Source organism: Lewinella sp. IMCC34191, assembly GCF_003390935.1.
In the GTDB taxonomy this organism is placed as follows: domain Bacteria; phylum Bacteroidota; class Bacteroidia; order Chitinophagales; family Saprospiraceae; genus Neolewinella.
In genome coordinates, this window is record NZ_QNQZ01000008.1 from 1 (window position 1) to 24,966 (window position 24,966).

At 57.0% G+C, this 24,966-nt stretch carries 18 protein-coding genes and 1 rRNA gene; 12 read left to right on the forward strand and 7 right to left on the reverse strand.

Translation table 11 applies throughout. The features are described from left to right. Nucleotides 1–170 precede the first annotated feature (170 nt). Together rrf and DRW39_RS15220 are read left to right on the forward strand one after the other, a co-directional pair. Nucleotides 171–283 (forward strand): 5S ribosomal RNA (rrf, locus tag DRW39_RS15215). 180 nt (nt 284–463) lie between these two features. Next, the gene (locus DRW39_RS15220; RefSeq protein WP_116107924.1) at nt 464–1,903 is read left to right on the forward strand and encodes an amidohydrolase; all 1,440 of its coding nucleotides are present in this window, start codon (nt 464–466) and stop codon (nt 1,901–1,903) included. Nucleotides 1,904–1,961: 58 nt separating this feature from the next. Here the strand turns inward: DRW39_RS15220 and DRW39_RS15225 are convergent, their stop codons facing one another. Continuing rightward, the gene (locus tag DRW39_RS15225; protein ID WP_116107925.1) at nt 1,962–2,615 is read right to left on the reverse strand and encodes a DUF2461 domain-containing protein; all 654 of its coding nucleotides are present in this window, start codon (nt 2,613–2,615) and stop codon (nt 1,962–1,964) included. Between the two features lie 184 nt (nt 2,616–2,799). Between DRW39_RS15225 and DRW39_RS15230 the strand changes: the two genes are divergently transcribed. The 4 genes from DRW39_RS15230 to DRW39_RS15245 are packed head-to-tail and all read left to right on the forward strand — an operon-like array spanning nt 2,800 to nt 8,403. Continuing rightward, nucleotides 2,800–4,185: a 3' terminal RNA ribose 2'-O-methyltransferase Hen1 gene (locus DRW39_RS15230; RefSeq protein WP_116107926.1), complete on the forward strand. Its 1,386-nt coding sequence runs from the start codon at nt 2,800–2,802 to the stop codon at nt 4,183–4,185. After that, nucleotides 4,175–6,745, forward strand: coding sequence for a polynucleotide kinase-phosphatase (locus DRW39_RS15235; protein WP_116107927.1), 2,571 nt, complete (start codon nt 4,175–4,177; stop codon nt 6,743–6,745). The genes DRW39_RS15230 and DRW39_RS15235 overlap by 11 nt, the downstream gene beginning before the upstream one ends. Nucleotides 6,746–6,800: 55 nt before the next feature. Then, nucleotides 6,801–7,742, forward strand: coding sequence for a 2-dehydro-3-deoxygalactonokinase (locus DRW39_RS15240; RefSeq protein ID WP_157976147.1), 942 nt, complete (start codon nt 6,801–6,803; stop codon nt 7,740–7,742). After that, the gene (locus DRW39_RS15245; RefSeq protein ID WP_116107929.1) at nt 7,735–8,403 is read left to right on the forward strand and encodes a bifunctional 4-hydroxy-2-oxoglutarate aldolase/2-dehydro-3-deoxy-phosphogluconate aldolase; all 669 of its coding nucleotides are present in this window, start codon (nt 7,735–7,737) and stop codon (nt 8,401–8,403) included. Before DRW39_RS15240 ends, DRW39_RS15245 begins: the two co-directional genes overlap by 8 nt. Nucleotides 8,404–8,479: 76 nt before the next feature. On the opposite strand, the gene DRW39_RS15250 is transcribed toward DRW39_RS15245, so the two are convergent. After that, nucleotides 8,480–9,775: an MFS transporter gene (locus DRW39_RS15250; RefSeq protein ID WP_116107930.1), complete on the reverse strand. Its 1,296-nt coding sequence runs from the start codon at nt 9,773–9,775 to the stop codon at nt 8,480–8,482. Then, nucleotides 9,769–10,926 carry a galactonate dehydratase gene (gene dgoD / locus DRW39_RS15255; protein WP_116107931.1) on the reverse strand — a complete coding sequence of 386 codons (1,158 nt, stop codon included), beginning with the start codon at nt 10,924–10,926 and terminating at the stop codon, nt 9,769–9,771. Before dgoD ends, DRW39_RS15250 begins: the two co-directional genes overlap by 7 nt. Before the next feature lie 817 nt (nt 10,927–11,743). Here dgoD and DRW39_RS15260 point away from each other — a divergent pair. Both DRW39_RS15260 and DRW39_RS15265 read left to right on the forward strand, forming a co-directional pair. After that, the gene (locus tag DRW39_RS15260; protein WP_157976148.1) at nt 11,744–13,198 is read left to right on the forward strand and encodes an SUMF1/EgtB/PvdO family nonheme iron enzyme; all 1,455 of its coding nucleotides are present in this window, start codon (nt 11,744–11,746) and stop codon (nt 13,196–13,198) included. Nucleotides 13,199–13,203: 5 nt separating this feature from the next. Then, complete coding sequence (locus tag DRW39_RS15265) at nt 13,204–14,373, forward strand: T9SS type A sorting domain-containing protein (RefSeq protein ID WP_116107933.1); 1,170 nt, start codon at nt 13,204–13,206, stop codon at nt 14,371–14,373. Between the two features lie 308 nt (nt 14,374–14,681). Here the strand turns inward: DRW39_RS15265 and uvrA are convergent, their stop codons facing one another. Then, a complete protein-coding gene (uvrA, locus tag DRW39_RS15270) occupies nt 14,682–17,510 on the reverse strand; it encodes an excinuclease ABC subunit UvrA (protein WP_116107934.1) in 2,829 nt (942 codons plus the stop codon). Nucleotides 17,511–17,741: 231 nt separating this feature from the next. Here uvrA and DRW39_RS15275 point away from each other — a divergent pair, with 231 nt between their 5' ends. The 3 genes from DRW39_RS15275 (at nt 17,742) to DRW39_RS15280 (ending at nt 21,636) form a co-directional block, all read left to right on the forward strand. Next, nucleotides 17,742–20,000 (forward strand): T9SS type A sorting domain-containing protein, encoded by a 2,259-nt coding sequence (locus DRW39_RS15275; protein ID WP_116107935.1) that lies wholly within the window; start codon nt 17,742–17,744, stop codon nt 19,998–20,000. Nucleotides 20,001–20,206: 206 nt separating this feature from the next. After that, a complete protein-coding gene (locus tag DRW39_RS22310) occupies nt 20,207–20,449 on the forward strand; it encodes a hypothetical protein (RefSeq protein ID WP_157976149.1) in 243 nt (80 codons plus the stop codon). A gap of 86 nt (nt 20,450–20,535) precedes the next feature. After that, nucleotides 20,536–21,636, forward strand: coding sequence for a suppressor of fused domain protein (locus tag DRW39_RS15280; protein WP_116107936.1), 1,101 nt, complete (start codon nt 20,536–20,538; stop codon nt 21,634–21,636). A 127-nt stretch (nt 21,637–21,763) separates the two neighbouring features. On the opposite strand, the gene DRW39_RS15285 is transcribed toward DRW39_RS15280, so the two are convergent. Both DRW39_RS15285 and DRW39_RS15290 read right to left on the reverse strand, forming a co-directional pair. Further along, nucleotides 21,764–22,246 carry a hypothetical protein gene (locus DRW39_RS15285; RefSeq protein ID WP_116107937.1) on the reverse strand — a complete coding sequence of 161 codons (483 nt, stop codon included), beginning with the start codon at nt 22,244–22,246 and terminating at the stop codon, nt 21,764–21,766. A 636-nt stretch (nt 22,247–22,882) separates the two neighbouring features. Beyond that, on the reverse strand, nt 22,883–23,641 hold the full coding sequence (locus DRW39_RS15290; protein WP_116107938.1) for a LuxR C-terminal-related transcriptional regulator: 759 nt from the start codon (nt 23,639–23,641) through the stop codon (nt 22,883–22,885). Nucleotides 23,642–23,969: 328 nt separating this feature from the next. Between DRW39_RS15290 and DRW39_RS15295 the strand changes: the two genes are divergently transcribed. Further along, nucleotides 23,970–24,305 carry a low molecular weight protein tyrosine phosphatase family protein gene (locus tag DRW39_RS15295; RefSeq protein WP_116107939.1) on the forward strand — a complete coding sequence of 112 codons (336 nt, stop codon included), beginning with the start codon at nt 23,970–23,972 and terminating at the stop codon, nt 24,303–24,305. A 13-nt stretch (nt 24,306–24,318) separates the two neighbouring features. Here the strand turns inward: DRW39_RS15295 and DRW39_RS15300 are convergent, their stop codons facing one another. Further along, on the reverse strand, nt 24,319–24,825 hold the full coding sequence (locus tag DRW39_RS15300; protein ID WP_116108140.1) for a DUF4199 domain-containing protein: 507 nt from the start codon (nt 24,823–24,825) through the stop codon (nt 24,319–24,321). Nucleotides 24,826–24,966: the final 141 nt, after the last annotated feature.

Here is a 24,966-nt window from a genome sequence, read left to right on the forward strand (position 1 = left end):
CACGCTTGTAGAAGTATTATAATAATCAGTTACGGTCTTTATGTGCCGTGGACGAACCGTATGGATCAGTTGAAAGGACTGAAGCTCTCTTATCGAACTTGTTGATCGTTATCAAAGAAACGGCCTCACCCCCCCGCCCTCGTCAGAGGAGAGGGGGCCAGGCAAAAGACTTTGGTGGCTATTGCGGGCAGGATCACCTCTTACCATTCCGAACAGAGAAGTTAAGCTGCCCAGCGCCGATGGTACTTGGGCTTGACCCCGGGAGAGTAGGTCGCCGCCAATTTTTAAGAAAGCCTCATCGCTACGCAGCGGTGGGGCTTTCTCCGTTTGTACAACGCGGTCTCCGACCGCGATGTACGACGCAGCCTCCGGCTGCGAAGTCTCCCGAGCCGCCCCAGCATAAAGCAGCCTCCGGCTGCGCCCAACCCATATTGCGTACTTTGTATCACACAAACCTCCGCATATGGCCCACCGCTACCTATCCTACATCTGTTACACGCTCTTCGGACTTATCGCTCTATCCACCACACTCACCGCTCAGGATGAGCTCAAGCAAGCCGTTAAGCAAAGCATAGACGACCAATACGCAAGCCTGACCGAGCTGAGCGACAAGATCTGGTCCTACGAAGAGATAGCCTTCCAGGAAAGCCAGTCGGCCGAAGCCCTGAAGCAATATGCCCGGGACAACGGCTTCACCATCGAGGAAAACATCGGAGGTATCCCTACCGCCTTCACTGCGGAATACGGAAGTGGAAAGCCGGTCATCGGCATTCTAGGAGAGTTCGATGCGCTACCGGGCTTGAGCCAGGAAACGGTACCCCACAAACAACCCCTCCACGAAGGAGCGGCCGGCCACGGCTGCGGACACAACCTCTTTGGAACGGCCAGCCTCGGTGCGGCTACGGCCATCAAGGATCTGATTGAGTCAGGAGAACTGGAAGGTACGATCCGCTTCTACGGTACCCCGGCCGAGGAGAAGTACTTTGGTAAGCTCTGGATGATCCGCGCCGGAGCCTTCGAGGACGTAGACATCGTCATGGATTGGCACCCCGCTGATGAGACCAAGACCGGCGTGCAGACCGGGCTAGCCCTGGTGGATTTCATCGTCGAATTCCACGGTCAGGCCGCCCACGCCGCGGGTGACCCCTGGAACGGCCGCGATGCCTCCGACGGACTCGAGCTCTACACCACGGGCATCAACTACTACCGCGAGCACGTCAAACCCAGCGTCCGTATCCATTACGACATCGAGGTGGCCGGTGAGGTCGTCAATGTCGTGCCGGACTACGCCCGTATCTGGACGCGCGTCCGCGATGCCAACTTCGCAGGGGTACAACCAGTCTACGACCAGATCAAACGCATCGCCGAGGGGGCGGCCATGATGGCGAATGTCGACTACGAGATCAACCTCGTTTCCGGCATCCACGAGGTAATGGTCAACCGAACCGGTGCCGAAGTACTGCAGCAGAACCTGGAGGAAATGGGGCCGATCGAATACACCGAGGAGGAGCAGGAATTCGCCAAAGGCATTCAGCAAGCGGTGGACAAACCGGAGATCGGCTTAGTCAGCAAGATCGAGCCGCTGGAAGAAACCCAGGAAGTTGCTAGTGGCGGCTCAACCGACGTAGGAGATGTCAGCTACGTGGTACCGGTCATTCGTCTCCGGGCGACCACCGCCCCGAACGGTACGCCCTGGCACAGCTGGGCCGTCGTTGCCTGCGGCGGCATGAGCATCGGCCATAAGGGGATGGCTTTCGCCGCCGAAGCCCTGGCCCGTACCATGGTCGACCTCTACGAAGACGAAGGCCTGCGCCAGCGCATCCGGACGGAATTCGAGGAGGACCTTGGAGATTACGAGCACGTACCTATGGTACCGGAAGGGCCGGCCCCCGTCGGAAACTAAGGGCGGCGGAGCGCAGGTAAGGTGCCGTTCACGGTAATCATGGAGGTTGGGTTGTGAATCAGGACAGCGCTTCCCGCATGTACAGCAAAAGGGGGCGCATCTTACTGTACGCTTCCGCTATCAAGTCCGGGAAGTCATCCCCCAGAACATCGTCCTGCGTAATACGACGGGAAATCGTAAAGTTCTTGCGGCGCAGCAGTTCGATGTATTCGTGATCACCGGAGTAGCCCTTCGGACTGGTCTTCAGTTTCTTCGGATCGTCCTCCAGCCCGCCGTCGAAGTAATCCTGGAAGGCTTTATCGGTTAGGATCTCTTGCAGCTTAGCCCCCTCCTTGTCGATACGGCCCCGGATCTTCTTGAGCATGTCATTGTCCGGGTTGTGAACGCCGCCGGCGATGAAGGAGTAGGGCGGAGAGACGTAGATGTACAATCCCGAGCCCTTCTGTTCCCCCGGGGCAAAGCCGAAGTTGTTCTTGTAGGTCGGCCGCTCCGGATGGTAGAGTAGATTGTTGTTGATCCGCTCGATGGCCTCTTTCGGCTCGATGTCCTTGTAGAAGTTGTCCCGCTCTCCGAGCTTATTGAGGATACGGTCGCATTCCTCGATCCAGATTTGTTTCGCTTCCTCGTAGCGATCCCGGTGGGCATCCATCCACTGCTTGGAATTATTGTCGGACAGGTCACGAAGGAAGTCGAAGATCTTGCGTTTGGACATGGCGGTAAATGCTATCGTTGGTCGGTGGATATAATGCGGTTTGCGGAAAACGGTTTGATGCTCTCCCGCCAGACGTACACACTGATCATCCCGCGGGATACCCCTAAAGGCGAGGAAATGCAACTAATTTGTAGCGGACCTCCGTTAATTGGGCAAACCCTATACCTGCGCCCCGTCGCCCGCTATGTTACTGACTATTTCCACTACCTACCAGCCGGCCACCGATCTGGGCTTTCTGCTGCATAAGCACCCGGATCGCTTCCAGACCATCAATCTATCCATCGGGCAGGCCCACGCCTTTTACCCGGAAAGCAGTCCGGAACGGACGACGGTGGCGCTGCTGCTCGATATGGATCCTATTGATATGGTACGTAACGGGCGGTCGGACGGTAACCAAGGGTTTAGCCTGGGGCAGTACGTGAACGACCGGCCTTACGTCGGCTCCTCTTTTCTTTCGGTGGCCCTGGCGAAGGCTTTCTCGACCGCTCTTAATGGTACCTGTCACAAGCGACCCGAATTGGTTGATCAACCCCTGCCGCTGAAGGCCACACTTTCGGTGGTAAGTGCGCCGGCCGGTGGAGAAGCGCTATTACGCAAGTGGTTTGAGCCATTGGGTTATACGATGGACATCACGCCCCACGCGCTGGATGCCACCCATCCGGAATGGGGAATGAGTTCCTACTACACTGTCACCATGGATGGGGTAGTAACGCTGCAGGCACTCCTGGCTCACCTTTACGTGCTGATTCCGGCCCTGGATCGCGACAAGCACTATTACGTCAGTGAAGGCGAGGTGGCCAAGTTGCTGGCAAAGGGAGATGGCTGGCTGGAGCAGCACCCGGCCCGGGAAGAGATCACCCGGCGCTACCTCCTGGGCTTCCGGTCGCTGACCAAGCAGGTATGGTCCGAGTGGGAGGGTGCCGAGGAAGCGGCGGACGTAGCCCGGAAGGAAAAGGCGGCTGCTCCCTCCCTGCACGATCGGCGATTACAGGCGGTATTGTCCGCGCTACTTGCAAGTGGTGCCGAGAGCGTATTGGACCTGGGCTGCGGGGAGGGAAAGCTCCTCCGGTTGCTGCTCAAGGAGCGCCAATTCCGGCGTATCGAGGGTATGGATGTCTCCTACGGAGAACTCACCAAGGCAATGGACCGGCTACACTACGAAGACCTGCCGCCCAGGCAGCGGGAGCGACTTAAACTATGGCAGGGAGCACTCACCTACCGCGATGAGCGCATGCATGGCTTTGACGCCGCTGCGGTAGTCGAGGTGATCGAGCACCTGGATGAGAATAGGCTGCAGGCCTTCGAGCGGGTCGTTTTCGGGAGTGCCCGGCCGGCTACGGTGGTGCTCACCACTCCGAACGCCGATTACAATGCCCTCTTTGAGAAAATGGAAGCAGACACGATGCGGCACACCGACCATCGCTTCGAATGGAGCCGGGAAGAGTTTCGCGCGTGGACCGAAAGAATAACTTCAGAATACGCTTACCAGGTCAGTATCGAACCGATCGGACCCATCGATGACACCTACGGATCACCTTCACAAATGGCGATTTTTACTCATGCAGATTAGTGTACCCGAACTTTCGTTGATCTTACTCGTCGGCCCGGCCGGATCCGGGAAGAGCACCTTCGCCCGGACACATTTCGGAAAGTATGAGGTAGTCTCGTCCGATACCTGTCGGGGCGTCGTGTCCAACGATGAAAATGCACAGTCAGCTACCCCCGATGCCTTTGACCTACTGAACTTCATCGTCCGCAAGCGCCTGAAGCAGGGACTGCTGACCGTAGTGGATGCTACGAACGTTCAGTCGGAATCGAGGAAGTCGCTGATCAAGATCGCCAAAGAATTTCACGTACTGCCCGCCGCTATTGTGCTCAATATGCCGGAGGAAGTATGCGCCGAGCGCAACCGGCAACGTCCGGACCGCAACTTCGGCCGCCATGTGCTGCGGCACCAGCTAACCCAATTGAAACGCTCCCTCCGAGGACTCAAACGGGAAGGCTTTCGCAAGATCTACGTGCTGGACACACCCGATGAGGTAGCTGCAGTGACCAGAATCCAACGCGACAAACTGTACAACGACAAAAAGAGCGTCCACGGGCCCTTCGATATCATCGGAGATATTCACGGCTGCTATGACGAGACGCACGAACTGCTGGAGAAGCTGGGCTACGAGATCAGGGTCGCTCCTGAGCGGAAGGAATACTTCGGTCTGGAAGTGAGCCATCCCGCCGGCCGGCAGGCTATCTTTCTTGGGGACCTGGTCGACCGCGGTCCTAACTCGCCCGACGTGTTACGCCTCGTCATGAGTATGATTAAGGATGGGGTGGCCTGGTGCGTACCCGGCAACCACGATCTGAAATTGCAGCGAAAACTGAACGGGAAGAAGGTGACCGTCAACCACGGGCTCGCGGAAACGCTCGAGCAACTGGAGGGCGAATCCTCCCGCTTCCGCGACGACGTCCGGGACTTTCTCTACAGCCTCGTCAGCCACTACGTATTTGACGACGGGCAACTGGTAGTGGCCCACGCCGGGCTGCGGGAAGACATGCAGGGGCGGGGCTCGGGCGCCGTGCGGGCTTTCTGTACTTACGGGGAGACCACCGGGGAGATCGATGAGTTCGGACTACCCGTGCGCCACAACTGGGCCGCCGAGTACCGGGGGAAGGCTAAAGTCGTTTACGGCCACACGCCCGTGCCCGAAGCGGAATGGTTGAATCGAACCATCGATATCGATACCGGCTGCGTCTTCGGGGGCAAACTGACCGCCCTGCGCTATCCGGAAGAAGAATTGGTAAGTGTTCCCGCCAGACAAATCTACTGCGAGCCGGTGCGACCGCTCAATCCGGCCCCCTCCGCGCTTTCCGCCCAGCAGGAATACGATGACCTGCTGGACATATCGGACGTGACCGGCAAGCGGATCGTGCAGACGCGCCTTCGGAATAACCTGACTATCCGGGAAGAAAACTCCATAGCCGCGCTGGAGGTCATGAGCCGCTTTGCCGTCAACCCGAAGTGGTTGATCTACCTGCCGCCGACCATGTCGCCCTGCGAGACCAGTGACCTGCCCGATTACCTCGAGCACCCGAACGAAGCCATCGCCTACTACCAAAGCAAAGGCGTGAATAACATTGTGTGCGAGGAAAAGCACATGGGGTCCCGGGCGGTGATCGTCGTATGCCGAGACGAATCGGTAGCGGCCCGTCGCTTTGGCATCACCAATGAGGGTCCGGGCGTGGTCTACACCCGTACCGGGCGAAACTTTTTTACCGACTCCGTGCTGGAGAAAGCATTTCTGGACCGCGTGACAGCTGCCCTGACAAAGTCCGGCTTTTGGGACAAGTTGGACACCGATTGGGTCTGTCTGGATACGGAGTTGATGCCGTGGTCGGCGAAAGCACAGTCGCTGATCCAGGAGCAGTACGCTGCCGTCGGTGCGGCGGCCAGCCACGCCCTGCCCGCGGTCAACGAAGCGCTGAGAAAAACGATGGCGCGCGGCGTAGAGGGCATGGATTCGGTAATGGAAAAATTCACCTACAAGGAAGCGGCGGTGGACCGCTACACTGTGGCCTACTGTAATTACTGTTGGGAAGTAAACTCCATTGACGACTATCGTCTCGCTCCCTTCCACGTGCTCGCGACGGAGGGGGCGGTCCACGTCGATAAATCCCACGAGTGGCATATGCAGACCATAGGCGACATGGCCACCGGAGACGAAATCCTTTTCCGGGCTACGCCGTACCGCATCGTCGATACGGCTGACGCCGCCCAGGTGCAGGCGGCCGTTGACTGGTGGCTGGCCCTGACCGCGGCCGGTGGGGAGGGTATGGTGGTCAAGCCTTACGATTTCGTCGCCTACGGCAAGGGCGGATTACTCCAACCGGCGGTAAAATGCCGCGGGAGGGAGTATTTGCGCATCATCTACGGACCAGAGTACGATTTGCCCGAGCACCTCAGTCGCTTGAAGAAGCGGGGGCTGGGTAAGAAGCGTTCGTTGGCGCTCCGGGAATTCGCCTTGGGTATCGAAGCGCTGGAGCGATGTATTCGCCGGGAACCGCTGCGCCGCATCCATGAATCGGTCTTTGGCGTGCTGGCGCTGGAGAGCGAAGCCGTGGATCCGCGTCTGTAAGCGGCTACTGCTGACATTGAAACGCGGTGGCTACCTTGGGTGGTCTTTCATCCCTATGGCCAACCGTCCCGAAAAATTCATCAGCTGCGACTGGGGTACCACCAACTTCCGGTTGCGGGTGGTGGATGGGGATACGTTAGCCGTGATTACAGAGCTTAGGTCAGGTACCGGTATCCGCCAGCTTGATGCGGACTTCCGGGAAAGCGGGAAGGGAAGCCGGTTCGACTACTTCGCGGATTATCTAAGCAAACAGCTCGATCAATTACCCGGTGAATACCAGTATTTGCCTGTCGTGGCTTCCGGTATGGCATCGTCCAGTATCGGGATGAAGGAGCTGCCCTACGCGCGCTTACCCTTCGGAGCGGCCGGTACCTCCCTGCTTAGCAAATGGTGCGAAATGGAAAACCGGCGGCTGTTGCTGGTGTCTGGGGTACTAGGCAATGGGGATATCATGCGCGGGGAGGAAGTGCAGGCTATGGGACTTGCCAGGGAGATGGAGCAGGACGGTGTACTCATCCTGCCGGGCACCCACGCCAAACATTTGACCTACCGCGAGAGCTACTTTACCGACTTCACGACGCATATGACGGGTGAGTTATTTGATGTGCTGGTGAAAAATAGTATTCTGAGTGGATCGGTAGCGGCCGGTTCATTCAATGAACTAGAACGAGCGGCGTTTTTGGAGGGAGTCGATACCGGGAAGACAGGGAAACTATCCTCCAGTCTATTTCGAGTAAGGGTAGGGCAGGTCATTGGAAAGAGACCACCGTCGGAAAACTACTATTACCTGAGTGGCTTATTAATTGGGGAGGAGCTGCGCCACCTATCACGGGCCGACGGAACGATCTACCTGGCAGCATCGGGGCCTACCCACGAGCTATACCGCCTGGCCCTGGACAGGTTAATGGACGGTGGACTCGTCAAAATCTTTAGCGAGCAGGTAGTAGATCGAGCGCTACATTTCGCCCACCAAACATTGCTACATCAACATGGCTAATACCCATCCATTTTCCTGGGAGTCTTTTAACGCCCTCCCGGTCATCGCGATTCTGCGCGGCTACGATCGCAAACAATGCCGCCGGATTGCCGGGGTAGGAATGGCTGCCGGATTTCATACCCTGGAAGTGACCATGAATACCGCTGAGGCTGCGGATATTATCCGCGAACTACGGGATCTCCACCCGGAACTAAATGTAGGCGCCGGCACCGTTTGTACCTTAGAAGACTACGAAGTCGCCGTAGCCGCCGGTGCCCAATTCATCGTCATGCCCATCGTGGAGGAGGAAGTCATCGTTAGTGCCGTCGCGGAGGATATACCCGTCTTTCCCGGAGCATTCACGCCTACGGAAGTGTACCGGGCTTGGTCGCTGGGCGCATCGGCGGTCAAGCTGTTTCCGGCCGGTCAGTTGGGTCCGAGCTACGTCCGCGATATACTCTCTCCGTTGGACGACGTCCGCTTGCTACCCACCGGCGGCATTGATGCCACCAACGTACAGTCCTACTTCGAAGCTGGAGCGTACGGCGTGGGCATGGGCAGCGGCCTCCTCGACAAGCCCCTCATTCAGGCAAACGACTACGATGGTCTCAAAAGCCACTTCGAAGCGGTACGACGCGGTTTCCAACCGCGCAGTAGAACGCTGTCTCCGACAGCGAGGTAAGACGCGGTTTCCAACCTCCCCGTACGATGCAGCTTCCAGCTGCGCCGGTAAAATGCGGTCTCCGACCGCGATCCCACTACTCACTTTCCTCCACCCGCTCAATCTTCCCCACCAAAAAAACATAGCTACAAAGCCCCACGAAAGCCACCGCCCCTACAAAGAACAGCGCCGACTCAAAACTCCCCCCCTCCGCCAGAAAACCAATAACCGTAGGCGAAACAACGGCCCCCAGTCCCCCGATAAAATTAAAAACGCCACCGACCAAACCGATCAGCCGCTTGGGGGCCAGTAGCGAAACGAAAACCCACGTAATCGACGCGAGCCCATTCCCAAAAAAAGCGATGGCCAGGAAGAAGATGATCAGAGCGGTACTGTCCGTATAGTTGGCGCCGATGATTAGAATGGAGAGGAGCATGCCTAAAATGATCGGCCCTTTTCGTGATGCCTCTTTACTGACGCCTCTGCGTACTAAAAGATCGGATACGAAGCCGGACAGCAATACCCCGACGAAGGCCGCCAAAAAGGGGATTGAAGCCAGGAAGCCCGACTGGATAAAGTCCAATCCACGAAATTCCACCAGGTAAGTCGGAAACCAGGTCAGGAAGAAGGTGAAAAGAGAAACCAGGCAAAACTGCCCGAGGTAGATGCCCCAGAGCTTGCGGTGAACGAACGCTTCGCGCAGGTCGGACAGGCTGAAGTTGGTGCGGCCCGCATCTTTTTGGTCGGTGGTGTTATCAACCAGTCCGCCTCCCGCTGCGATGAGGTCCAGCTCGGCCTCGCTGACCGACTCGTGGCTGCGCGGATCGCGGTAGTAAAACCACCAGACGACCGCCCAGATCATGCCGATCACCCCCGAGAAAATGAATAATCCCCGCCAGCCGAAGTAGGCCTGTACCGTCACTAACAGCGGCGTAAGAAAGGCCAGCCCGATGAACTGACCGGAGGTATAGATCGCGATGGCGGACGCCCGCTCCTGCTCGGGAAACCAGCTCGTGACGATGCGATTATTCGTCGGGTAGGAGGGGGCTTCGAAAACACCGATCGAGGCCCTGAGCTTGATGAGGGCCGCCAGGGAACTGACCAGCCCCTGTAGCAGGGTTGCGAGCGACCACAGCACCAGGATGATGGGGTACAGTAACCGTGGCCGCACGTGATCGGCCAGGATGCCGCCCGGGATCTGCAGCAGTGAATACGTGAGCCCGAAGGCGGAGAAGATGAGGCCGAGCTGAACCTTAGTCAGGTCCAGATCTTCGCTGATGGCCGCGGCGGCAACGGAGATGTTGCTCCGGTCCATATAATTGATCACCACCGTCACGAAGATGAGCGCGAGGATGTGGTAGCGTTTCCGGGTTATGGGCGCGGCACTTACCATTCCGTTACCGACCCGTCGGCGTTGCGCCAGATGGGGCTTTTCCAGTTGTGGCCGGTGGCGGCGGCTTCCCGCACCTTGTCCTCGTCGATCTCGATGCCCAGCCCCGGTTTAGTGAGCAGCGGTACGTGTCCGTCGCGGAGCTGAAAGCCGTCGGGGTCGGCGAGGTAATCGGTCAGGTCGGCGCCCACATTATAGTGGATGCCGAGGCTGGTTTCCTGGATCAGGGCGTTGGGGCAGTTGAAGTCCACCTGGAGCGCCGCGGCAAAACTGATGGGCCCCAGGGGGCAATGGGGAGCTAAGGCCACGTCGTAGGCTTCGGCGAGGGTGGCGATTTTCTTTACTTCCGTGATGCCTCCCGCGTGACTGAGATCGGGCTGAATGATATCCACCGCATTCTGTTCCAGGATGCGCTTGAAATCCCAGCGGGAGTACATCCGCTCGCCCGTAGCCATCGGAATGGACGTGAAATCGTGCAGGGCCTTCAGGGCGTCATTGTTCTCGGCCAGGACCGGCTCCTCCAGAAAGAAGGGGTCGTAGGGTTCGAGTACGCGGGCGATGGCCTTGACCTGTCCCTTGTGTACCCGGCCGTGGAGATCCACGCCGATCAGGACATCGCTGCCGACCGCCTCGCGCATGGCGGCCATCTTATCGCCGATGGCGGCCACCTTTGCCGGACTATCAATCCACTCCATTTCGTCGCAGATGGTCATCTTCACGGCGGTGAACCCGTTGGCGACCCGCTTTCGGGCGGCCGCGGCCAGGGCTTCCGGGGTATCGCCGCCGATCCAGCCGTACACGCGCATCCGGTCGCGGACGGCACCCCCGAGCAGCTGATAGACGGGTGCGTCGAATGCTTTCCCTTTAATGTCCCACAGGGCCTGATCGATGCCGGCCAGCGCGCTCATCAGGATGGGGCCGCCCCGGTAAAAACCACCCCGGTAGATCATGGACCAGAAGTCTTCGATGCGGTGGGCGGAGTGGCCGATGAGGTGTTCCTTCACTTCGTGGACGCAGGCCTCTACGGTGGCGGCGCGGCCTTCCACTACCGGTTCGCCCCAGCCTACGATGCCTTCGGCGGTGGTAAGCTTCAGGAAGAGCCAGCGGGGGGCTACTTTGAAGGTTTCGACCTGGGTGATGATTAAGTCTGGCATGATCTTACGGTGAGGAGTAGGTAAAGTACGGGATTTGGTACATCACGGCTTGTGGGCGCACTGCGGAGTGGGAAGTTTCGCTTTTTGCCGCTTTGCGGCTGAGGGGGTTCCACGGTGGACTAGGATGAGGTAAAGGGAAGGATGCAGAACTCGTTGCTGCTTCGCTAATGAATGGGACGCACAGGAAATGGCAGTTCGCCTTCGGCTCGTAGGGGTGGGTTCACACGGATGGCCACGGATTTAGGGCACGGAATTGCACGGATTTTTCCCGGCATGTTAGCTCGCCTTCGGCTCGTGGGGGGAGGGGGAAAGGTCTGCGTCTCCGCTCGTAGACGGACCTACTCGCCTTCGGCTGGTAGTGATTTTTCTAAGTTGGTATCCCCGTGGGTGGAAGAGCTCTGCACCGTCAGGTGCAGAGCAAGCCCCTGTCGCGGAATCAAAGAGCTGCGCCAGCAGCTATCAGCGCACTTAAAATCTGCGTCGATATTCGCGCCCTAATCCGTGTGATCCGCGGTAAAAGATCAGAGCGCCAGCGAGCCCCCTTCTTAGTGCAGTCTCCTGCCCAGACCAGCGTCAGCTGGTCTGGGCAGGAGGTTTTGCTATTGACCCGTCGGCAGACGAGCTCCGTTGCTCTACGCTCGGCGGACGACTGGTGCCGACCCGTGGGCGGACCAACTCCGCTTCACTACGTTGGGCAGACCGCGGGCGCCTTCAGGTCCGCCGAGTAGCGGCTCGTTTGCGGGGGCGGGGGAAAATAATCGGAGGAATATGTAACAGCTTCTATTGTATGGCGCATATACCGGTAAATCCCTTATCCATGCAAGGAAAGACACACTGGTTGTCGGTATTCATCCTGCTGCTAACGCAGGCGCAGCTATTTGGCAACGGCATCGAGGTTTCGAACCTGCAATTCACGGGGGAGGCGGGCAACGTGGCCGACCTCTCCTTCACCGTAGCGTGGGAGAATTCCTGGCGGCTTGACGCCGGACCCGGCAACTACGATGCGGCCTACATCTTTGGGAAGTACCGGACGGCCGGGGGCGATTGGCAACCCATGTACTTCCTAACCCTGGCCGGCACATCCGGGAACGCCACGCTGGAAAGACCTTCTGCCCCCGCCCCGGGCTTTTTTGCCTACCGGAACGCCGTCGGGACCGGAAACGCAAGCTTCAATCTCACCGTGCAATGGGACTACGGCGCCTTGGGCGTTGATGGCCTTTCGAACGTAGAGACCAGGATTTTTGCCGTTGAAATGGTCCATGTGCCCGAAGGGGCCTTTCAAGTCGGCGACGGCAGCATCAACGGCAGCAAATTTTACCAGGGGGAAGGGGAGCTTACCAGAGAGCCCTTTTCTCCCTACCGAATCGATTCGGAAGATGTGATATACATCGACATCGATAACTTGTATTACATTGATAGTACCTACTCCGGCGACCAGCTCGGCCTGTTGCCCGCGGAGTACCCAAAAGGCTTTGCCGGTTTCTACTGCATGAAATATGAAGTTTCCCAGCAACAGTGGGTGGACTTCTTCAATACGCTGACGCCTACCCAGCAGGCGACGCTGGACGTGACCGGCCCGAATGGCAAGAATTCCGATGTCGTCTTAGACCGTAACGCCGTCAGCTGGGATGGCAGCTCACCGGCTACCACGAGCCTGCCCGACGTAGCCATGAATTATGTACCGAATACCTTCATGCTCGCCTATCTCGACTGGGCCGGCATGCGCCCGCTCACCGAACTGGAATACGAGAAAGCCTGTCGGGGACCTATTATTCCCGTCCCCGGGGAATTCGCATGGGGCACCACGAATATCCACGGCACCGCTTACACCCTGAGCGGAGCCGGCACCGCCGCGGAAGCGATCACCGATCCAGGGGTCGGCACCGGCAATGCCGCCTACAGTAACCTCACGCCGGATGTAGATCCGCTGCGGGTTGGCATATTTGCGGCCAGCGCGGTCAACACCACCCGGGAAGAAACCGGGGGCAGCTATTATGGCATCATGGAATTGAGCGGCAACCTCATGGAACGTTGCATCAGTGTCGGCGCCGTGCAAAATCGATCATATACGGGCTTAACCGGCGACGGGAGGCTCTCGGAAACCGGTTGGGCCAACGTATCATGGTGGCCGAATACAGGACTGAGTTTTCGGGGTGGATCGATCGGACAGAAGAGCAGTTTGCTCCAGGTATCCGATCGCAGCTACGGGTCATATAGCAGCTCGATTTCCCTATCGTCGAACGGCATCCGGGGTGCCATTACCGCCCCATAGACGGTATGCGAACGGGTGCACATTTACTACTTCGTGCGGTCTTCCTCTGCGGCGCGACCCTGCCGGTGAGCGCACAGTACCAGGGGGGTGACGGCGACGGACACGATATGCTCGATCTCGCCTTTACCCTGGAGGCCTACGATCCAGCGGCAGTGTACAGCGGGGGCGCCGGCGACGGACACGATATGCTCGATCTCGGCTTTACGCTATCCGCCTACGATCCCGCGGCACTATTTAGCGGAGGCGCCGGCGACGGTCACGACATGCTCGATCTCGGCTTTACGCTATCCGCCTACGATCCCGCGGCACTATTCAGCGGAGGCGCAGGCGACGGACACGATATGCTCGATCTCGCCTTTACGCTGACCGCCTACGATCCCGCGGTACTATTCAGCGGAGGCGCCGGTGACGGACACGATATGCTCGATCTCGCGTTTACGCTGGCCGCCTACGATCCCGTAGCCCTGTTCAGTGGTGGTGGCGGTGACGGACACGATATGCTCGATCTCGCCTTTACCCTGGCCGCCTACGATCCCGTAGCCCTATTCAGTGGTGGTGGCGGTGACGGTTACGACATGGCCTTACTCGAGCCGGGTAGCCCCTTCCCCCTGACCCTACTTACTTTTGAAGCCGTTGCAAAGGCGGATTACGTCCTCCTGACGTGGGTGACGGCGGACGAGGTGGACACCGATTATTTCACCGTGGAAAAAAGCCGGGAAGGCTTCGATTTCAAGTCCATCGGTCGCACCGCCGCCGCCGGAAAAACGCCCCGCGGAGTCAAAACGTACTATGCCTTCGAAGACGGGGCCCCGTGGGAGGGAACCACCTATTACCGTCTGCGCAGCATAGATCTGGACGGCACCTTCTCGCTCTCGGATATCCGTACGGTCGACTTTCGCCGTGCTGCGGGGTGGGACTTTACGGTATTCCCAAATCCGAATGACGGCAGCCGTTTAGGTATTCAACTGACGGGCGGTGAGCATCAGGGTGCCATCCATACTGACCTTTACAGCGCAAGCGGTCGGCGAATATTGAATCACACGTTCCCCGCCGAAGTGACGGGGCGCTACACCCTGCCGGTCGGTGACGTGAACCTGCCGTCCGGATCCTACTACCTCCGCGTATCGAAGGGGGAAGAGCAAATCAGCAAATTGCTGGTGGTAAAGAGAAGATAAATTCGGGTTGACAACCGGCCTACCTCCTGGTCCACCCAGCGTTAGTCTCATGCTATCGACCCGTCGGCAGACGAGCTCCGTTGCTCTACGCTCGGCGGACGACTAGTGCAAAACCGTGGGCGGATGAACTCCGCTACGCTGCGTTCGGCAGACCACATACCCCTACGCCGAGCGAAGCGAGTGTATGCCTCCGTGATTCCTCTGTGAGCCCCTTTGCGTCCTCCGTGGTGAAGCCCCGAGCGCAGCAAGTGCCCCGCCAGAAAATTGTAAATCGTACATCAAAAATCGTAAATCGTAAATCGTAAATCCTACAAATACCGCCCGGTGTAACTACCCTCCACGCCCTTTAGCTCCGCCGGCCGGCCCTGAAACACCAGGTGCCCCCCGTCACGCCCGCCCTCGGGGCCGAGGTCGATAACGTAGTCGGCCGATTTGATTACATCGATATTATGCTCCACGATCAGCACGGTATGGCCGTTTTCGACCAGGGCGTTGAAGGCGGTGAGCAGCACGCGCACATCGTCGAAGTGGAGGCCGGTAGTGGGCTCGTCGAAGATGAAGAGAAGGTGGTCGCCGGCCTTGTCCTTGGTAAGAAAGCTCGCGAGTTTGACCCGCTGGGCCTCCCCGCCGGAGAGGGTGGAACTGGACTGCCCGAGCGTCACGTAGCCGAGCCCGACGTCCTGCAGGGGTTGCAGCTTACGGGCTACGGTGTCTTCTTCGGCAAAGAATTCGATGGCCTCATTGATGCTCAAATCGAGTATCTCGGCGATGTTCTTGCCGTTGTACTGTACGTCCAAAATCTCGCGCTTGAAGCGGGCGCCGTGGCACTCCTCGCATTCCAGGCGCACGTCGGCGAGGAATTGCATTTCCACCACCTGCTCGCCCTCCCCCTTGCAGGTCGGGCAGCGGCCGCCGTCCACGTTGAAACTGAAGAAGCTGGGCTTGTAGCCGCGGATCTTGGACAGCTGCTGATCCACCATCAAATTGCGGATCGCATCGTAGGCGCCAACGTAGGTGACGGGGTTGGAACGACTGCTCTTTCCGATCGGGGCCTGGTTCACCATCTCTACACCGGTGAGCATCTTCAGGTCGCCGGACAATTTGCTGAAGGCGCCCGGGGCCTGGCTGCTGCCTTCGCCGAGTTCCCGGAGCAGGGCGGGGTAGAGGATACCCTTCACCAAACTCGTCTTGCCGCTACCGGAAACGCCGGAGACGACCGAAATGGCATTCAGCGGAATGCGCGCATCCACCTTTTTCAGATTGTGCATCCGGGCACCCTCGATCTGGATCCAGTTGGTCAGGCGACGGGGTTGGTCGTTCGGCTCGATACGGAGCGTCCCATTCATGTATTTCGTGGTGAGGCTTTCGGTGGCCTCGTCGAAGATACTTTCGTAGGGGCCGGCAAAGATTACCTCGCCCCCGTGTACGCCGGCCTTCGGGCCGATATCGATGAGGTAGTCCGCCGCGGCGATGATACCCTCCTCGTGCTCCACGACCAGTACGGTATTCCCCAGGTCCCGCAGCCGCCGCAGCACCTTCACCAGGCGCTCGGTATCGCGGGGGTGGAGGCCGACGCTGGGCTCGTCCAGGATGTAGAGACTGGCCGTGAGGTTGCTGCCCAGGGTACGCGTCAGGTTGATGCGCTGGCTTTCGCCGCCGGACAGCGTATTGCTGAGGCGGTTGATGCTGAGGTAGCCCAGGCCGAGGTCCATCATGCTCTGCAGGCGGTTATTGACCTCCAGCAGCAGGCGGCGGGCGATCGTGGTATCGTGCTCGTTGAGCTTCAGTTCCTGGAAATGCTTTTGCAGCAGATCGATGGGCAGGTCGACCAGTTCGGTGATGGCCTTGCCGTCGATCTTGACGTAGGTGGCTTCCTTGCGCAGACGTTTTCCCTTGCAGTTGTGGCAAAGGGTGCGGCCGCGGTAACGGGCCAGCATCACCCGGTTCTGGATCTTGTACAGTTTTTTCTGCAGTTCGTTGAAGAAGGCGTGGATGCCGTCGACGTGGCGGTTGCCCTCCCAGAGTACCTCCTTCTGCTCGTCCGTCAGGTCACCGTAGGGGGTATGGACGGGAAATTCGAAGCGATTGGCGACCCGCAGAAAATCTTTCTGCCACTGCCCGTAAGTACTGCCGCTCCACGGGGCTACGGCACCGTCGTAAACGGACAGGCCCGGATTGGGGATCACCTTGTCCTCGTCGATGCCCATCGTCCGGCTGAAGCCTTCGCAGACCGGGCAGGCACCGTAGGGGTTGTTGAAGTTGAACAGGGCGGGGGAGGGCTCGAGGAAGGTCATTCCGTCGAGCTCAAACCGGTTGTTGAAGGCGGTCCATTCCTGCGCTCCGTCGCCCATGCTTACGATTACCTCGCCGTCGCCTTCGACGAAGGCGGTCTGTACGGAGTCGGCGATGCGCTTGTTGTTTTCCTCGTCGTCGGTCTTAACCACGAAGCGGTCGATAAGCACCATCATCTCCTCCTCGGTGGTGAGGGTGTCGAGGACCTTGTCCAGGCTCTTGCGGTCGCTCTCCAGAACGTCGTCGATGCGCTGCGGCTCGTCGTCGGCCAGCACCCGGGTGTAGCCTTTCTGTTGCAAAAGCTCGAGTTCGCGGCGGAGGGTGCGGTCGCCGTAGGTGCGCGGGATGGGGGCGTAGAGGTACACCCGGCTGCCTTCCTCCTGGCCGAGGATGTGGTCGACTACGTCGGAAACGGTGTGGCGCTTCACCTCTTCACCGCTTTTGGGGCTATAGGTGCGGCCCACGCGGGCATAGAGCAGGCGTAGGTAATCGTAGATCTCCGTCAGCGTACCCACGGTGGAGCGGGCATTGGCCGTTGTCGTTTTCTGCTCGATCGCAATGGCCGGGCAGATGCCGCGGATGTAGTCCACTTCCGGCTTCTTCATCCGCATCAGGAACTGCCGGGCGTAGCTGCTCAGGCTCTCCACGTAGCGGCGCTGCCCTTCGGCGAAGAGCGTGTCCATCGTGATGCTCGACTTGCCGCTGCCACTCACGCCGGTCACCACCACCAACTGATTTTTGGGGATAGTAAGGTCGACGTTCTTCAGGTTATTGGCGTTCGCCCCCTTGATGAAGATGGCGGTGCGGAGGTCGGCGGCGGTTTGCTCGGGACGGTTTTGGGACATAGGTTGGAAACACCCCTATGCGGTAGGGGTTGGGCGGGGGGAGGGGGAAGTATGCTTTTTGCGGGACAAAGTAGGAGAGGGGCCGGTCGTCGACCGGGCTTTGCTCGACCGCCGCTAGCGGGGTAAGAGAAGAAATAACTCCATTACCTATTTATTTCGTCTACCTTGTTCGAGGCTATAATGACCTCGAGGGGCGGGCCTTACTAATACATCTAAAACTCAAGTTGGCATATGATTGCAAAGCTACCTTTCTGCGTACTCGCTTTCACCCTTTGTTTGACTGCGGCGCTTACAGCGCAATCTGCCTATACAACCAATTACTGGCTTGAAGCGGAGTGCGCGGAGGTAGGACAAAATTGGGACATCTTCGAGGCGGATGCCGCAGCTGGTGGAGCTTTCGTCGCGTCTCAGTTCGTTTCCCGCAGAAACTCGCCGGCCGACATCGAAAGCAATCGCGTTCGATTTCAGATAGATAATGCTGATCCCACCGCGGTATATACCGTATATGCCCGGGTAGAAGCCGTTTTACCCGTTACGGATTCATACTATGTGAGAATAAACGATGACGGTTATACAAAAGCGAAAGTGGGGTCTTCGCGTGGTCCGGGATTCAAATGGCTCCCTATAACCGTAACCCAATTCACGGGAGGCAGCAATACCATCGATTTTGCGTACCGGGAAAGTAATACGCGGCTAGACAAAATCTATGTCACCAGTGGAGATGATGTCCCGGAAGGCATTGGCCCCGTCACCGGTAATTGCCGACCCTTTAGAACGCCAATCGATGACTATAACATCTTTTGGCTCGAAGCGGAGTGCGGTATCGTCGGTAGTAGCTGGCGTACGGTCAAGGGAGATGATGCGTCGAATGGCGCTTTTGTGGTGGCAGAAAAGTCGTCGATTGACCGAGCACCGATAGACGTGCCCAGCAATTACATAAGATTTACGCTTAGTGATGTTATTGGCGGCGGTTATCGACTTTGGATGAGAAGCAGTGGGGGCGGCTATTTCATCCGCGTCAATGGCGGCAAATGGTCCAGACAAAACTTTATAGGAGGAAAGACAACCGGCTTTCGGTGGCTTGAGGAGGGCCTACCCCGTGGGCTAAAAGCAGGAGACAACACCATTGATATTGCTTTCCGGTCGCAAGATTTTACCCTCGATAAAATTCTACTGACGAGATACAATTTGACGCCAACCTTATTCGGTGGCCTTGCTCCATCATGTGATTTAACGCCATATCCTACGCCCTCTGCCGAGAACACCTTTTTCTTCGAGGGAGAGTGCGGTGAAATGGGTGAGGTATGGGAAACTATCCTGGACTCAGGGGCAAGTCAGGGCCAGGCTGCTGTGGTAAAGGGGCCTAATTCCACGGACGTACCGCCAATTGATGAGCCAGACAATTTGCTTCGTTTCAACATTGACCGTGCCGAAGCGGGAGACTACAGTTTTTTCGCGCGCATAAAAGCGCCCACTGGATTCGATGATTCCTTCTGGTTTCGAGTGAACGGGGGAGAATGGTACGAATGGTGGATGAATATCCAACAAGGCGATGCATACAACTGGAATCAAATTCGTAGAGCAATCTATTTGAACGAAGGCGTCAATACGATTGACTTTACCTTCAGGGAAAACGGGACCATACTGGATAAGATCTATTTCTCCAAAAGCGCAATAGATCCAACGGACCAACGCGTCGCGGACTACGATATTAGCTGCAATCCAGACCCTGACGCTGCAGCAGACCAGTACCTTTCGGTGGAATGCGCAGCCGTAGGTGATACTTGGTTTACGGGTGGAGGTGTCGCTATAGCAACCGAGAATAGCATAGTCGCTCCACCGGAAGATATCGCGGCGAATCGCGTACGTTTCACAATAAATAGTGAGCCCGGCAACTATTCCATCTTCGCGCTAACCCGGGCATTCAACAGCCAAAGCAATTCGTTCTGGGTAAGAATTGACGACGGGGAATGGCTCGAATGGTCCCAGGGAATTAAGGTCAGTACGTCGTTCGAGTGGAACGAGATACCGCTTGCTATGCAGGTGAATCAGGAAGCACACTACATCGACTTCGCATTTATGGAGGCGGGCACCTGGCTGAAAGGGATATTTTTGACCCAAACCGGGATGATACCCGATAGGATGGACTTTACGGAGTCAGGCTGCGGTTCGGAAATTGCCATAAGCCGGGATCCGAAGTTGTTGGGAGCCGATAGTGACGTCCGCGCCGCCAATCCGCGAGCTGACATAACGCTGTTTCCAAATCCCGTCACCGATCGGCTAAATCTGGCGTATAGCAGTGTGGTCACCGGGGAACTGACGGTAACCGTAATCGACAACCTGGGAAGAAATGTCTACCAAACGAAAGTGACCAAGGAGGATCAGCTTCTTCGTTCCCAGGTCCCGATACATAATCTGGAGCCGGGGCAGTATTACCTGCGCATTCAAAATGGCCAGGACGTGCAATCGCGTGCGTTTCTGAAGCAGTGATCGTGACACCAGGTCGACAGCCCCCCCTTTCCGTGGCCAAGGGGGGGCTATGGTTTATTGGTCCGTTCCAAAAAGGATGAAGGATCAACGAACTACCGGCCTGATACCAATGCCATAAAGTATCCATTATTGATATACCCATGGGGTAGCTGGTCGAGCAAGCCGGCAGATGCGTATTTCTGAACCTATTAATAGGTTCATATCTAATGCCTAAGCAGCTCCCCGTACGGCAACTTTTCAGGAACTTTAATCTTGGCTGGATCATCCTTCTAAGTGGAATGGTGGCGCTCTCCGCCGGCCTATCCATGCATAACGATCTGCCGGCCGTAGATTCCTTTCTCTGCTTCGATGCGGGCTGCGCTTCCGTACAGAGCTGGTCGAATGTCGTGCTGGCCGGACTGATGCTGAGCGTTGGTACCGTAATGATATTAAAGGAGAAGGAGGTTTGAATATGGAGCGTGGGTCCCGGGCGTTCGAAATATCTTGTTTTTGATTTTGGACATATAGTCCTTCTAGCTACCTAAATCGTACCGCCTTGCTGGATCGCCTACTCCGAAAATTCCGCCGCCGGCAACCCACTATACTTTGTGAGTCCGTTTCGCCCTGCTCCCCGATCGTTGCCTTCGTAGAGGCTGACGACCGGGTCATCTATTTTTATCTGCAGGCCAAGGACGGGATGCGCTTCGGACCGAAAGCCTGCTGGGTGGCCAATTTAGTACCTGCTCCACAGGACGTGGAAAGAGATGCGATGGCAGAAGGCGTACCTCCTCTACAGCCCGCGAAGCATTGTGGCCACCCGCAGGGTAGATCGGTACCGCGCTCCAAGGATTTATCCGTGGTATGGTTAGCGGAGGGAAACGCTGCCGCTTTAAAGGAGAAAGGTGAGATAGTGGCAATCATACCCGGCTGGAGCGGGATCAATAACTTCAGCGGCTACGCAAGGGACGCTATCGGCACCGGCCCCTTTGCTGCCCAACTGCACAACGATATGAATATCTATGAGCGGGTGGCCGAGTCTGCCGAATTCTGGGAAAGCTGGAATAAGTCCGATCCCTTCGCCTTCTGCCAATCCCGGCAAATGAGGGTGTATGAGTCTACCTTCGGGCCCTGCACCCAATATTATGCCATTGACAACCACCAGTTTCCCACGCGCGGGCTATACACGCGTAATGATTCTGATGGCTTCGTAGCGGCAACTGTCGGTATGTCTTTATTGCCGATGCCCGTAGCTGAAATGTACGCCGATAATTCCGCGGAGATACACCGGGTAGAACTGGGTCTCATGCTGGACCGTCCCGTAGACGCGCAGACTTTGCAGCATATTTGCAATAGCCTCAGCGGACACGCGGCCATGCCCTGGCAGCAAATCAGTTGGTGGGGCCAGGGGCATACCGCTAATTTTACTTTCAAGTCATCTTCGCCACTAGACAACGTCGTATTGACGAGTCACCTAACGGTATTTCCCCCTGTTCCGATTGGACCCAGCTACGGGGATAAGGTTAACTTTTTATGGATGGTACCCATCAGCGATATGGAACGACTGGCATTCCATACAGCTGGCGACGGTACATTGATCGATCGGTTACAGGAGATAGGTGACGCAGCCCTGTCACTGGACCGAGAGGTACTCGGTTGAAAATGCTAATGATGATTCACTACAAGTTGTTATAAAAAAACCCACGACCGTCCAAGGACGATCGTGGGTTGAAATCCACTGTCCGTTAGGCGAACAGCGGGTGATATTGGTTAATATCGGGCGTAATCTACTTGCCGCTAAGCTTCTCGGCACCGGCGTCCAGGGCACGGGCAAGGGTGGTCAGACCCATGTTGTTGCCACCCAGTTCGCGGGTTTGGTCGGCGAGGGAAGAAAGCAAAGCGGATACCGATCCACCGTCAATGTTGTCGGCGGTCAGTTCGGTCTTGAGTTCCTGCAGGTCGCTGACGATCTCGTCGGTACCGTCCATGCTGCTCAGTTCGCCGATCCAGCTATCGATGTTGGATACGGCGGTGCTGGGCTGCAGGGCAGTGATGTCACCACCGGCGCCTTCTACAGCGGAGATGGTTGACTGAAGCGTCTGGCTGTTGGCCTCGTTGGCCATGGGGTCTACTGGATTCTGACGGTCGGGCATGGTGGTTTCCATCTCATCCGTTTCCATGGTGTCGGTATCGTCCATGGAAGTGGATGCCGGACGTTCACCACAGGCGAATAGCATCAGAACTAAAAAGAGGGGAAGAATCGTTTTCATCTTTTGAAGGTTTGGTTGTCGTTTAGTTTCACAACTCCAATCCCATCAAAAAGGTTCCGAAAAATCGTGGCTATAAATTTTGTTGACTCTAACACGGAGCTCCGGCAACTCCCTAGTAGTCAGTAAGTCATAGGCAGGCGCCAGGGAATAATGTGGCCGGCAGGGACGACTACGGACACCACGGCTGGCCAATACACCCACCAGCCTTATAAACCATATGTAATTGACTGAACGGCAGAATACTACGGGCCGATCTTGGGGTCAACTCTCTCTGTGCGTTTATTTCTCAGATGGAGCTGATCATTGAGAAAATAAATTACGTTCAGTGGCTTCTACGTCCTGGGGTCACCACCGAAATTCCGAACGCAGATTTTTAATCTCCTTTTGGTGTAATCGGGTCGGGAAAGCACAATCATCGTACGCGCGTCAGCATACTTCATCGTAGTACCGGCTATCCAAGGCGGGAATATGGCCTTCAGACAGCGTGAGGGGAATGATATAGTTATGCGACTCCGGTATCTACACCGCGACAGACGAGCGCCCTAGCGTCGGCTGCAATCGTAATCCTACGATCTATCCTTTCAGCCGACCGACTTGCCCCATCGGCATGAACCAGACGTGGCTGCAAGAACGGGGCTATTTAATGATGCCCAGGCTACGCGCAAAACGCAGCAGGTCGACCGTGCCGCGGACCCCGGCTTTCTTCATCAGGTTCTTGCGGTGGGTACACACCGTATTGTAGCTGATAAACAGCCGTTCGCCTATCTCCTGGCTACTGCAACCCTCGGCAACTAGCTTGAGCACGTCCATTTCACGGCGGGAGAAATTCACGGAATCCTTGCAATTAAAAACACGGGTGTGCAGGGTCTCCGTTTTACCGAAGCTGGTGTGCCGAACGTGCAGCTGACAGGCATGCGGAGATTGCAGGGCGGAGATGTCCGTCACGACCGTAAAATCGGTTACCGGAAGGCCCGCCACGTCCAGGTTAGGGAACGTCAGCTGGTGATTCAAATGAAGGTACTGGCCTTTCGCATCCCGAAAGCGGCAGGTAAAGCCAAAACTCAACGCCTTGCGCTTACCGATCGGGTGACGCGATAATTCTCGTCGGATTTCGGCCAATATGCGTTTAACGCACGGCTGATCTTCGGGGTGGATATAATCGAATGCCCGGCTCGGGCCGCCGAATTTCCACACCCCCGGATCGTAACCGAGGAGGGAGGTAATGCCGGGGCTGACGTAGCGGAAGCGGCCCGTCTGGTAATTCACCGAATACCAGTAGATGTTGGTCTGGGCAATCAGCGATTCGATAGCGGGATCGGGCGTCAGCGCCGGGACGTAGGAATGGCTTGGGCCGTCGGTGGCCAGCCGTTTGGGGGAGACGAGTGGGGATGTCATAGTGTATATGGGGCAGAGAGTTCACACACCTGTCTATACCAAAACGCTTAAAAAGTAACCCGGAGCCTAACCCAGATCACCAATTGTGGGTACGAAACAGGTAAAAAAAAAGGCCGGTTACGAAATTTAGTGAGACTACCAGTGAACCGGCATTTGAAGTTAAAAACATTTTACGCCAGACGAAACTTCGACGCCCGGTTTTGAATTGAATTTGGATTTTTTTTCAAGATTGACTTTAATTTCTACTATATCAGATTTCTGATAAGCCACATACCGTCAAGGGCGGATGTAACCGTCCATCAGAACTTCAGATACGACCCCCACGCCAATGTCCGCACGCCGCCCGAATATTCTCTTCATCTGTAGCCGGAATGAGTGGCGTAGCCGAACGGCCGAAACGCTCTGGCGAAATGACGACCGCATCAGCGTGCGCTCCGCCGGCACCTCACCACGCGCCCGGGTGCGGATCAATCGTAACCTGACGGACTGGGCCGATACCATCTTCGTCATGGAAGACCGTCATCAGCAGCAGTTAATCGAACGCTTCGGCCGTCAGGGGCTGGACGGTAAGATTGTCGTACTGGATATAGCGGACATCTATTCCTATATGGATCCGGAACTGGTGTCGGAACTGCGGGACGCCCTCGCGCCCTACCTAGGGTGAATCACCACCCTTGTTAAGCAATCGGCTCACCGATCACCTCTTCGGGGTGCTTTCGGAAGAAAAGGGCCACTATAGCCGTGGTCAATAAACCCATAATCAGGGCTCCGACGGCTGACTGAATAAGGTAGTTATCCAGGCGGAAGTAGGCTTCGGCTTCGGCCTGCGTAGTGGCTCCCGAACGAACTGCATAGGCGGCGACATTCGAAAAATAGTCGGGCGATATGATCGTATGCGTGATGTACTGTGCCAGGGGTGACAGGAGAACCACAACGGCGGTGACGATGGCCCCGGTAATGAATCCTTGCTTATAGGTCATGGTGCCCCCGTAGAAATATTCCCGTTTATCCCGCAGTGCCAGGCAGTAGATCAGCACGGAGGGAATGGCTACGAAGTTGGTATAAATCGCATGCCGGTCGACGTGCTGGTCGTGCAGGCCCACCAATCGCTCGAGCAGTACCCAGGCCAGCATCATCAGGGTGAAGACGACGCCCCATTTTATTTCTATTCGGTATGTGTGCATGCGCTCTTTCTTGATCGGGAAGAAATTGAAATTAAGGGCAACCGCGAGTTCGGACAAGTTTCCCGTGAGCACTCCATTCGATTGTGGGCTCCGAACGCTGAAGGTGCCCAACAAGCCCGGCGGCTACACCCTGATGGTCCG

Excerpts from the sequence above, each read along its gene's own strand:
- DRW39_RS15220 (WP_116107924.1), top strand. The coding sequence starts at position 464 with ATGGCCCACCGCTACCTATCCTACATCTGTTACACGCTCTTCGGACTT.
- DRW39_RS15225 (WP_116107925.1), bottom strand. The coding sequence starts at position 2,615 with ATGTCCAAACGCAAGATCTTCGACTTCCTTCGTGACCTGTCCGACAAT.
- DRW39_RS15230 (WP_116107926.1), top strand. The coding sequence starts at position 2,800 with ATGTTACTGACTATTTCCACTACCTACCAGCCGGCCACCGATCTGGGC.
- DRW39_RS15235 (WP_116107927.1), top strand. The coding sequence starts at position 4,175 with ATGCAGATTAGTGTACCCGAACTTTCGTTGATCTTACTCGTCGGCCCG.
- DRW39_RS15240 (WP_157976147.1), top strand. The coding sequence starts at position 6,801 with ATGGCCAACCGTCCCGAAAAATTCATCAGCTGCGACTGGGGTACCACC.
- DRW39_RS15245 (WP_116107929.1), top strand. The coding sequence starts at position 7,735 with ATGGCTAATACCCATCCATTTTCCTGGGAGTCTTTTAACGCCCTCCCG.
- DRW39_RS15250 (WP_116107930.1), bottom strand. The coding sequence starts at position 9,775 with ATGGTAAGTGCCGCGCCCATAACCCGGAAACGCTACCACATCCTCGCG.
- dgoD (WP_116107931.1), bottom strand. The coding sequence starts at position 10,926 with ATGCCAGACTTAATCATCACCCAGGTCGAAACCTTCAAAGTAGCCCCC.
- DRW39_RS15260 (WP_157976148.1), top strand. The coding sequence starts at position 11,744 with ATGCAAGGAAAGACACACTGGTTGTCGGTATTCATCCTGCTGCTAACG.
- DRW39_RS15265 (WP_116107933.1), top strand. The coding sequence starts at position 13,204 with ATGCGAACGGGTGCACATTTACTACTTCGTGCGGTCTTCCTCTGCGGC.
- uvrA (WP_116107934.1), bottom strand. The coding sequence starts at position 17,510 with ATGTCCCAAAACCGTCCCGAGCAAACCGCCGCCGACCTCCGCACCGCC.
- DRW39_RS15275 (WP_116107935.1), top strand. The coding sequence starts at position 17,742 with ATGATTGCAAAGCTACCTTTCTGCGTACTCGCTTTCACCCTTTGTTTG.
- DRW39_RS22310 (WP_157976149.1), top strand. The coding sequence starts at position 20,207 with ATGCCTAAGCAGCTCCCCGTACGGCAACTTTTCAGGAACTTTAATCTT.
- DRW39_RS15285 (WP_116107937.1), bottom strand. The coding sequence starts at position 22,246 with ATGAAAACGATTCTTCCCCTCTTTTTAGTTCTGATGCTATTCGCCTGT.
- DRW39_RS15290 (WP_116107938.1), bottom strand. The coding sequence starts at position 23,641 with ATGACATCCCCACTCGTCTCCCCCAAACGGCTGGCCACCGACGGCCCA.
- DRW39_RS15295 (WP_116107939.1), top strand. The coding sequence starts at position 23,970 with ATGTCCGCACGCCGCCCGAATATTCTCTTCATCTGTAGCCGGAATGAG.
- DRW39_RS15300 (WP_116108140.1), bottom strand. The coding sequence starts at position 24,825 with ATGCACACATACCGAATAGAAATAAAATGGGGCGTCGTCTTCACCCTG.